This window comes from Actinomyces succiniciruminis, assembly GCF_900002405.1.
Taxonomy (GTDB): domain Bacteria; phylum Actinomycetota; class Actinomycetes; order Actinomycetales; family Actinomycetaceae; genus Actinomyces; species Actinomyces succiniciruminis.
This window is the reverse complement of sequence record NZ_LK995490.1, coordinates 1-9,924: the sequence shown is the minus strand read 5'-3', so window position 1 is coordinate 9,924 and position 9,924 is coordinate 1. Positions and strand designations below refer to the sequence as shown.

At 70.4% G+C, this 9,924-nt stretch carries 7 protein-coding genes; 4 read left to right on the top strand and 3 right to left on the bottom strand.

Going from position 1 to position 9,924, the window contains the following annotated elements:
- The coding region (locus tag BN1056_RS05700; RefSeq protein WP_280516442.1) for an exonuclease domain-containing protein at window positions 1-497 on the bottom strand (497 nt) is incomplete at its 3' end.
- A 230-nt stretch (window positions 498-727) separates the two neighbouring features.
- Here BN1056_RS05700 and BN1056_RS05695 point away from each other — a divergent pair.
- The 3 genes from BN1056_RS05695 (at window position 728) to BN1056_RS05685 (ending at window position 4,706) form a co-directional block, all read left to right on the top strand.
- Window positions 728-1,627 carry a lysophospholipid acyltransferase family protein gene (locus BN1056_RS05695; protein ID WP_210579708.1) on the top strand — a complete coding sequence of 300 codons (900 nt, stop codon included), beginning with the start codon at window positions 728-730 and terminating at the stop codon, window positions 1,625-1,627.
- 336 nt (window positions 1,628-1,963) lie between these two features.
- On the top strand, window positions 1,964-3,196 hold the full coding sequence (locus tag BN1056_RS05690) for a pyrophosphate--fructose-6-phosphate 1-phosphotransferase (protein WP_073331636.1): 1,233 nt from the start codon (window positions 1,964-1,966) through the stop codon (window positions 3,194-3,196).
- A 166-nt stretch (window positions 3,197-3,362) separates the two neighbouring features.
- A complete protein-coding gene (locus BN1056_RS05685) occupies window positions 3,363-4,706 on the top strand; it encodes a class II 3-deoxy-7-phosphoheptulonate synthase (protein WP_108967389.1) in 1,344 nt (447 codons plus the stop codon).
- Window positions 4,707-4,717: 11 nt separating this feature from the next.
- On the opposite strand, the gene pknB is transcribed toward BN1056_RS05685, so the two are convergent.
- Window positions 4,718-6,769 carry a Stk1 family PASTA domain-containing Ser/Thr kinase gene (pknB, locus tag BN1056_RS05680; protein WP_210579706.1) on the bottom strand — a complete coding sequence of 684 codons (2,052 nt, stop codon included), beginning with the start codon at window positions 6,767-6,769 and terminating at the stop codon, window positions 4,718-4,720.
- Between the two features lie 58 nt (window positions 6,770-6,827).
- Complete coding sequence (locus BN1056_RS05675) at window positions 6,828-7,973, bottom strand: polyprenyl synthetase family protein (RefSeq protein ID WP_210579704.1); 1,146 nt, start codon at window positions 7,971-7,973, stop codon at window positions 6,828-6,830.
- Between the two features lie 202 nt (window positions 7,974-8,175).
- Here BN1056_RS05675 and BN1056_RS14635 point away from each other — a divergent pair, with 202 nt between their 5' ends.
- Window positions 8,176-9,855: an RNA polymerase sigma factor gene (locus BN1056_RS14635; RefSeq protein ID WP_244671537.1), complete on the top strand. Its 1,680-nt coding sequence runs from the start codon at window positions 8,176-8,178 to the stop codon at window positions 9,853-9,855.
- Window positions 9,856-9,924: the final 69 nt, after the last annotated feature.

Sequence of the window (9,924 nt, the reverse complement as noted above, 5' to 3'; positions counted from 1 at the left end):
CGGGCGTCGTCCAGCGCGCGGTGGGTTGGCGTCGTCGGGGAGCCCACGAAGGTGGCGAGCGTGCCCAGCTTGTGGTTGGGCACCTGGGTGCGGTCCCAGGCCCGGCGGGCCAGTGCCAGCGTGTCCAGCACGACCGGCTCACGCCAATCCAGGCCGTGGGCCCGGGCCGCCCCGCGCAGGTGGCCGAGGTCGAAGCGGGCGTTGTGGGCGACCGCCACCGTCGTCGGGTCGGCCAGGTGCGCCCACTGCAGGAAGGCGGCCATCGCCTGGGCTACCGGAGGGGCATCGGCGACCATGGCGTTGGTGATGCCGGTCAGGACCGTTATCTGGGCGGGAATGGCGGTGCCCGGATTTACGAGCGTGGAGAATTCCGAATCGACCACCCCGCCGCGTACCTTCACGGCACCGATCTCGGTGATGGCGTGCGCGCCCGGGCCGCCTCCGGTGGTCTCCAGATCGACGACGACGAAGGTCACCTCACGCAGCGCCGTTCCCATGTCCGCGAAGGCCGCCTGGACCGGCTGGGACGGTGACGACGGCGTCCGTGCCGGCTCGCGTCGCCCACGGCCGACGACGGCGCCGACGGACGGCGGAGGCGAGAGCACGTGTTGGACCACACCGCGAGGCTAGACTTGATCAGCAGCCGATCCGGCCGCGGACACGCCCGGCGCGTGTACCCGGGCGGCCGGCCAGTTCCCGACCGCGGATGCACACAGGAGGTCCCACAGTGGGTTACCGAGGTATCAAGGCCGCCGTCGGCCCGGCCATGGAGATGCTCTACCAGCCCTGGATTCGCGGTGAGGAGAATATTCCCGCCGAGGGCCCCGCCATCCTGGCCTCCAACCACCTGGCGGTCATCGACTCATTCTTTCTGCCGTTGCTGATGGACCGCGAGGTCGCCTTCATTGGCAAGTCCGACTACTTCACCGGCAAGGGCATCAAGGGCTGGGCCGTGAAGAACTTCATGACCGCCGTCGGCACCATCCCGGTGGACCGCTCGGGGGGCAAAGCGTCCATGGCGGCCCTGCAGGCCGGGATCGATCGACTGCGCTCGGGCGAGTTGTTCGGCATCTACCCCGAGGGCACGCGCAGCCCCGACGGGCGCCTGTACCGCGGCAAGACGGGGGTGGCGCGCGTCGCCCTGGCCACCGGGGCGCCGGTGATCCCGGTCGCCATGATCGGTTCCAACCTCGCCCAGCCCATCGGCCAGGTGGTTCCCTCCACCCGGCACCGGGTGGGGATCGTGATCGGTGAGCCGCTGGACTTCTCCCGCTACCAGGGTCTGGAGAACGACCGCTTCGTGCTGCGCTCCATCACCGACGAGATCATGTATGCGCTGATGTCCCTGTCCGGCCAGGAGTACGTGGACCTGTACGCCGCGGACGTGAAGAAGGCGATGGACGCGGAGAAGAAGACGGCCGCGGAGGTCGTCGACGAGATGCTGGAGGAGTTGGCCGCCAAGCGGCCGGCCGCCGCCCCCGTCGAGGCGCCCGGCGGCCGGCCCGCCCCCGACGTCGAGGTCCCCGAGCCGCCGGCGGAGCCAGACGAGGCGGAAGACGACGAGGGGATAGAGGCGTCCGAGGACGGGGGCGACGCGTCGGCCACGCCGCGTTCCGACGACGCATGAACTGAGCGCTGGCCGGAATGTCCAAGATCGGCACGAACGGAGCTGGCGCGCCGGTCTGCGTTTTCAGGAACGTTGGAATCATGCGGTTTCTTCGGGTGGCTCTTGGTCGGCCGATGGCGTTTATGCCGAATCCGGACACTTTCTCCGGGGCAGGCCGCATCCAGCTCCATGCCGACCGGCGTCGATGGGGTCCGGCACGTAACTTCCACCGACCTCGGCACGTAACTTCCACCGACCTCGGCGGGTGTCCGGGTTGGGGTGAGGATTCCGGGCGCGCGGGGGCGGCATCCCGATAGGATGGCCGCGATAAGCCCCATCACCTACGAAAGGTTTCCGATGTCGATCCGTCGCGTCGCCCTCCTCACCGCGGGCGGCTTCGCCCCCTGTCTGTCCGCCGCCGTAGGCGACCTCATCGAGCGCTACACCGAGGTCGCCCCCGACGTCGAGATCATCGCCTACCAGTACGGCTACCACGGCCTGCTCACCGGCAACTACGTCGTCATCGACGAGGAGGGCCGCAAGAACGCGGGCGTGCTGCGCCAGTACGGCGGCTCCCCGATCGGCAACTCCCGCGTCAAGCTCACCAACGCCAAGAACCTCGTCGAGCGCGGCCTGGTGAAGGAGGGCGTGGACCCGCTCGCCTTCGCCGCCGAGCGGCTGCGCGAGGACGGCGTCGACGTGCTGCACACCATCGGTGGAGACGACACCAACACCACCGCCGCCGACCTGGCCGCCTACCTGCGCGACCACGACTACGACCTGACCGTCGTCGGCCTGCCCAAGACCATCGACAACGACATCGTTCCGATCCGCCAGTCGCTGGGCGCCTGGACCGCCGCCGAGCAGGGCGCCGGCTTCGCCCTCAACGTCATCGGTGAGCACCGCTCCAACCCGCGCATGCTGATCGTCCACGAGTGCATGGGTCGCAACTGCGGTTACCTCACCGCCGAGACCGCCCGCCGCTACCACGAGCTGCTCAAGGACCGCCAGTGGGCCCCCTCGCTGGGCCTGACCAAGGAGCGCTGGGACGTGCACGCCGTGTTCGTGCCGGAGGCCAAGCTGGACATCGCCGCCGAGGCCGAGCGCCTCAAGGCCATCATGGACGAGCAGGGCAACGTCAACATCTTCTTGTCCGAGGGCGCCGGCGTCCCCGAGATCATCGCGGAGATGGAGGCCAAGGGTGAAGAGGTCCAGCGCGACCCCTTCGGCCACGTCAAGCTCGACACCATCAACCCCGGCCAGTGGTTCGCCCGCCAGTTCGCCGACAAGATCGGCGCCGAGAAGGTCATGGTGCAGAAGTCCGGCTACTACTCGCGCGCCGCCGCCGCCAACGAGGAGGACCTGGCCCTGATCAAGCAGATGTGCGACCTCGCCGTCGACTGCGCCCTGCGCGGCGAGCCCGGTGTCATCGGCCAGGACGAGGAGAACGGCGACCAGCTCGGCGCCATCGCCTTCGAGCGCATTGCCGGCGGCAAGCCCTTCGACATCACCCAGCAGTGGTTCGTCGACCTGATGGCCGAGCTCGGCCAGAACCTCGAGCCCGCCGCCGCCACGGACGGCGAGGCCTGAGCCACCGGCTCATCCAACCCAGTTAGAGGGGGCGGGCGGNCCCGCCCCCTTCTGGGCTCGCTGCGCGCAACAAGACGCCGAAGGGGAGCCCGGCCGACGGCGTGCCCTGCGTCCCACCTTTCGGCGTGACGGTTCGGCAGCGGTCCCGCACGCCTATGCTGACCCCATGATGAACGAGCTCCAGGTACCCGGCGGGGCGGCCGGCTGGCGCCAGCACCACGCCGCCCAGCAGCCCCGCTACCCGGACCCGCAGGCGCTGGCCGACGCCGCGGCCGACCTGCGCACCCGGCCGCCACTGGTGTTCGCCGGCGAGGTCGACTCGCTGCGCGAGAAGATGGTGCTGGCCTCCCAGGGGCGCGCCTTCGTACTCATGGGCGGGGACTGCGCCGAGTCCTTCCACGACAACACCGCCGTCAACATCCGCCTGAAGCTGCAGACCATCCTGCAAATGGCGGCGGTGCTCACCTACGGCGCCTCCACCCCGGTGGTCAAGATCGGCCGCATGGCCGGCCAGTACGCCAAGCCGCGCAGCTCGGACACGGAGACCCGCGACGGCGTTACCCTGCCCTCCTACCGCGGCGACTCAGTCAACGACCACGCCTTCACCGCCGAGGCCCGTATCCCCGACCCGCAGCGCATGGTCGACGCCTACCTGCGCGCCGGCACCACCCTGAACCTGATCCGCTCCTTCACCATGGGCGGCTACGCGGACCTGCGTGAAGTCCACTCCTGGAACCGCGGCTTCACCGCGAACCCCGCCTACAAGCGCTTCGAGTCCTTCGCCGAGGAGATCGACCGGGCCATGCGCTTCATGGAGGCCGCCGGCGTCGACTTCGAAGCCCTGCGCCAGGTCGACTTCTACGCCGCGCACGAGGCGCTCCTGCTGGAGTACGAGGACGCCATGACGCGCGAGGACTCCCGCAGCGGGCGCCTTTACGACACCTCCGCCCACTTCCTGTGGGTGGGGGAGCGCACTCGCGGCGCCGACGACGCCCACGTCGCACTGCTGGCGGGCGTGCACAACCCGGTGGGCGTCAAGATCGGCCCGACGACGACCCGCGACGAGCTGCTGTCCCTGATCGACCACCTCAACCCGGATGGGGACCCCGGCCGGCTCAGCCTGATCACCCGCATGGGCGCCGACCGCATCCGCGACGTGCTGCCGCCCCTGGTGGAGATCGTCCGCGCCGACGGCCGGCCGGTCACCTGGATCACCGACCCCATGCACGGCAACACCATCACCTCCGAAAACGGCTACAAGACCCGCCGCTTCGACACGATCATGGACGAGGTGCGCGGCTTCTTCGAGGTACACCGGGCGCTGGGAACCGTGCCGGCCGGCATTCACGTGGAGCTCACCGGAGACGACGTCACCGAGGTCCTCGGCGGCGGCGAGCACATTGACGAGGCCGGGCTGGCGCGCCGCTACGAGACGCTCGTGGACCCGCGGCTGAACCACCAGCAGTCCCTGGAGATGGCCTTCGAGGTGGCGGAGATGCTCCGCGGTTGAACCCGCCGGGCTCAGACCACGTTCACCGTCACCTGCGAGCCCTTCTCCACACTCTGCCCGGCGGACGGGTCGGTGGAGTGAACCGTGTCGAATAAGCCGCCCATGACACGGGAGACCTGCGGGTCCAGCCCCGCGTCTTCCAGCGCGGTCACGGCCTCGCGCTCGCTCATCCCGACGACGTCGGGCACGCTCACCTTCTCCGGCCCCTTGGACACGACCACGTCCACCGCGTCGCCGTGGTGGTAGCCCTCCGCCCCCGAGGCTGGGCTGGAGGAGATGATCATTCCCGAGGCCACATCGTCGGAGTAGGACTCCGACTGGGTGCCGAGCGTGAGCCCGGCCGCCTCCAGCGTGGTGGTGGCATCGTCCACGCTCATGCCGGTCACGTCCGGGACGGTGGCGGGCTGGCGCCCCAGGGACACGACGATCGCCACGGCGGAGGAGTGATCCACCGTGCTGCCCGACTGCGGCTCGCAGGAAATCACCATGCCGGAGGCGACGTCGTCGGAGTAGGTCTTGGTCACCGCCCCGAGCGTGAGGCCCGCGTCCACGATCGCGCTGGTGGCGTCCTCCTGAGTGGAGCCGACGACGTCGGGCACAACCTTCTGCTCAATGCCGCGGGATATCACCGGCGTCACCGCCTGGCCGGGGTGCAGCCGGGTATCGGCGCCGGGGGAGCAGGAAATCACCGAGTCCGCGGGCACCGTGTCGGAGTAGGCGTGGGTGGGGGCGCCCCACACCAGCCCGGCCGCCTCGACCGCATCCTGCGCGTCCTGTGCGCTCATCCCCACGATCTGCGGCACCGGGACGGTGCGGCCGGGGCCGGCCGTGAAGTACCAGGCTCCCCCGCTTCCGGCCGCCGCCAGCAGCAGCGCGGCGGCGACCACGGCACGTCGGCGCGGGTGCCGCGCGGAGTGGCGGGCCACCGGTTGCGTGCTGCGCGTGTCCGCGCCGCGGGACAGCCGACTGCGGTCCAGGGCACGCGTGGTGCCGTCCCGGCCGCCGGCCGCCCCGTCCGGGGCGATGGAACCGATGGGCAGCGAGACCGTGCGCAGCCCGGCGCCCGGGGTGGCCGCGTCGGCGGAGACCTCGGCGGCGTCCGCATCGGATTCGGTGCCGTCGGTGACCAGCATCGCGGTGCGGGCCGCTTCGGCGTTAGCGGCCAGCACCTCCTGGGTGCGCACCGAGCCGGTGGCGCCGCCGCGCTTGACGGCCAACTCCGCCTCGCTCAGGGTAGAGACGATCTGCCGCAGTCGGTCCAGGGCGGCGTCGGCGTCGTCCAGCCGGGAGCGCGGATCGCGGCGCGTCATCGCCGCGACCAGCTCGTCCACGCTCTCGGGCAGGTCGGGCACCCGCAGCGAGGGGGCGGGAATGTCCTCGTGCACGTTGCGGAAGGCGATCTGGATGGGAGTGTCCGCCTCGAAGGGCTGGACGCCGGTGAGCAGCTCATACAGGATCACGCCGACGGAGAAGACGTCGGCGCAGGGGGCGGAGGAGCCGGTGGTGATCAACTCCGGCGCCAGGTAGGCGACCGTGCCCAGCACGTTCCCGGTGGTGGTCTGGGCGACCTCGGTGACGGCGCGGGCCAACCCGAAGTCGGCGACCTTGGCGACCGAGCCGTCGGCGGGCAGCAGCACATTCTCCGGCTTGACGTCGCGGTGGACCAGGCCGGCGCGGTGAGCCGCCCCCAGCGGCCCCAGGATCTGGGCGGTCAGTCCGAGCGCCTCACGCACGGTCAACGGACCGGAGGCGATCAGGTCGCGCAGATTGGGGCCCTCCACCAGTTCCATCACCAGATAGGCGATGCCGTCCAGGCTGCCCTGGTCATAGACGGCCACGACCCCCGGGTTGGACAACCGCGCCGCCGCGCGGGCCTCGCGGCGGAACCGGGCCACGAAGTCCGGGGAGTCCGCCAGGTGCGGATGCATGAGTTTGAGGGCCACCATGCGGTCCAGGCGGCGGTCATGCGCCCGGTAGATGGTGGCCATGCCCCCACGGGCCACGCGGTCGACGATCTCGTAACGAGCGTCGACCAGCCGGCCGATGAGAGGATCCTTGGTCACGTAGCCGAGTGTACGGGGCCCGCACGCCCCGGTGTGTCAGGGGCCAGAGCACCCACAGTCAGCTGCGGCGGGCGGTCAGCATCTCCGCCAGACCCAACAGGGTGCGCCGCGAGTGCTCCGGCAGGGCGTCCGGGGCGGCCTCCAGCGCGGCGAGGCCGGTGGCGGTGTGGGCGGCGATCTCATCCTCATGCGCGTTCAAGGCCCCACAGTCGCGGATCAGTGCGGCGGCCGCCGCCAGGTCCGCGGCCGTGGCGGCCTCGTCCCCGGCCAGCACCCGGGTCAACAGCTTCCGGCCCGCGTTGTTGCAGCGCTGCCAGGTCAGGGCCACCAGCACCGTCCGTTTGCCCTCGCGCAGGTCGTCACCGGCCGGCTTACCGGTCAGGGCCGGGTCGCCGAATACGCCCAGCACGTCGTCGCGCAGCTGGAAGGCGATCCCGATCTCCTCACCGAAGACCTCCAGGGCGGCCAACAACTCGCCTTGGGGGTCCACGCCGGCCAGCAGCGCCCCCACCTGCAGCGGATACATCACCGAGTAGCGCGCCGACTTGTGGCGCACCACCTCCAGTGCGGCCTTCCGCATGGCGGCGCCCGCCGCCACCGGTCGGTCCGTCGGGGCAGGCAGGGGCATCACCTCCTGGTGCACGTCCAGGAACTGGCCGACGGCGACCTCCGCCGTCATGGCGTCGAAGGCCTCCCGGGCGGCCCGTGCCGCGCCGCGCTCGCAGCCGGCCGTCGCCTGACCCAGTTGTGCGGTGGCGGCCGACATGAGCAGGTCTCCCAGGAGAATCGCTGCACTGACGCCGTAGGCGTCGGCCGAGCCGGTCCAGCCGGCCTGGCGGTGGCGGGCCGCGTAACGACGGTGCGCGGCCGGCTGGCCACGGCGGGTGTCGGCGGCGTCGATGACGTCGTCGTGTACGAGCGCGCTCGCCTGGTACAGCTCCAGGGCGGCGCCCAGCCGGGCCGCGGTCGGGCCGGCCGCCACGGCGGCGGGGTCGGCGTCTCCTCCCGCCAGAGTCAATCCCACTGCGCCCAGAACCGCCCGCATCCGCTTCCCGCCCGCCAGGGCCGTGGCGGCGGCCTCCAGCAGCTCATCGGTTACGGCGGGGGAGTCTTGCCACTGGGCGCGCAGCCGGGCCAGCACCTCATCCAGGCGGGCATCGACGGCGCCGCGCACGAGCGGCAGCAGGGCATCCACGTCGGTCATGCGCCCAGGCTAGATGATCGGGCCCGGGAATAGACACGGCGTCCGCATCGTTGATCTTCGCGCTGGTAGTGGTAGCCGGATCTCGTGTGAAGTCCTCGCGTTAGGCGCGTGCGCCTGTGAGACCATTTGGGTTCTCGCGTAAACTTCGCCGAGGCTCCATGCACCGCTCCGGCCGAACCGTCTGCTCCGCGAAAGGAAATCCGTGGCTACTTCCACAGTTGCTCCTGCTCCCACCACCGCGCGGGAGCGTGTCGAATTCGCCGACGACGTTGACGAGGCCCTGGAGGAGAAGCAGGACGTCGATCTGGACGACCTCGACGAGGATGAGGACCTCCCGCAGGACGAGGACGACGACCTGGTGGAGGACGACGTCGACGCGGATGACGAGGACTCGGAGGACGACGACGAGCCGGAGGACTCCGAGGACGAGGGCGACGACGAGCCGGAGGCCGCGGCCCCCGCCCCCGAGCTGCGCGACTACTACCTGGACGTGTCCCTGGAGGAGAACGGCGACGGCACCAAGCGCCACCCCTTCAACACCCCCGCCGCCCTGAAGGACGTGCGACTGGCGCCCGGCGCCACGCTGTTCGTGCGCAGCCGCACCGTCGTGGAGGGCCTGGAGATCAACGGCGACGGCACCCTGGAGGATCCGATCACCCTGGCCCCCTACGGGCACGGCCCCGTGCCGCGCTTCGTCATCCCCGGTGAGGAGGAGCCCGTCGTCGCCCGCGAGTTCCTGACCCAGAACGGCTACATCTTCCGCGGCTGGATCATCAAGGGCATCAAGATGAACCCCTCCATCGCCGCCCTGACCGGCGAACTGGACCGTATCCGCCGGGAGGAGGCGGAGAAGACCGCCAACAAGAAGTCGCGGAAGTCCAAGGGTGAAAAGGGCAAGGACGGCTCCTTCACGGTCTCCGACTCCGATGAGGGCGACGAGCCCGCACAGAAGGTCGTCACCGCCGGCGCCACCGCCGACCCCGTCAAGGACTACCTCAAGCAGATCGGTAAGGTCGCGCTCCTCAACGCCGCGCAGGAGGTCGAGCTCGCCAAGCGCATCGAGGCGGGCCTGTACGCCGAGCACCTGCTGGCCACCGAGGGCAACGACATGGATGCCAAGTACCGCCGCGAGTTGCACTGGGTGGCCCAGGACGGTCAGCGCGCCAAGAACCACCTGCTTGAGGCGAACCTGCGCCTGGTCGTCTCCCTGGCCAAGCGCTACACCGGCCGCGGCATGCTCTTCCTGGACCTGATCCAGGAGGGCAACCTGGGCCTGATCCGCGCCGTGGAGAAGTTCGACTACACCAAGGGCTACAAGTTCTCCACCTACGCCACCTGGTGGATCCGCCAGGCCATCACCCGCGCCATGGCGGACCAGGCGCGCACCATCCGCATCCCCGTCCACATGGTCGAGGTCATCAACAAGCTCGCCCGCGTCCAGCGGCAGATGCTGCAGGACCTGGGCCGCGAGCCCACTCCGGAGGAGCTCGCCGTCGAACTGGACATGACCCCGGAGAAGGTCGTTGAGGTGCAGAAGTACGGGCGCGAGCCCATCTCCCTGCACACCCCGCTCGGTGAGGACGGGGACAGCGAGTTCGGTGACCTGATCGAGGACTCCGAGGCGGTCGTCCCCGCGGACGCCGTGTCCTTCACGCTGCTGCAGGAGCAGCTGCACGCCGTCCTGGACACCCTGTCCGAGCGGGAGGCGGGCGTGGTCTCCATGCGCTTCGGCCTGACCGACGGCCAGCCCAAGACGCTGGACGAGATCGGCAAGGTCTACGGGGTCACCCGGGAGCGCATCCGCCAGATCGAGTCCAAGACCATGAGCAAGCTGCGTCACCCCAGCCGCTCCCAGGTGCTGCGCGACTACCTGGACGACTGAGGCACAGGCCGCCTCACCGGCCTGCAGTCCGGCCGCCCCGGAACCGTACGGTTCCGGGGCGGCCGGACT

Excerpts from the sequence above, each read along its gene's own strand:
- BN1056_RS05690 (WP_073331636.1), top strand. The coding sequence starts at position 1,964 with ATGTCGATCCGTCGCGTCGCCCTCCTCACCGCGGGCGGCTTCGCCCCC.
- BN1056_RS05675 (WP_210579704.1), bottom strand. The coding sequence starts at position 7,973 with ATGACCGACGTGGATGCCCTGCTGCCGCTCGTGCGCGGCGCCGTCGAT.
- BN1056_RS05685 (WP_108967389.1), top strand. The coding sequence starts at position 3,363 with ATGATGAACGAGCTCCAGGTACCCGGCGGGGCGGCCGGCTGGCGCCAG.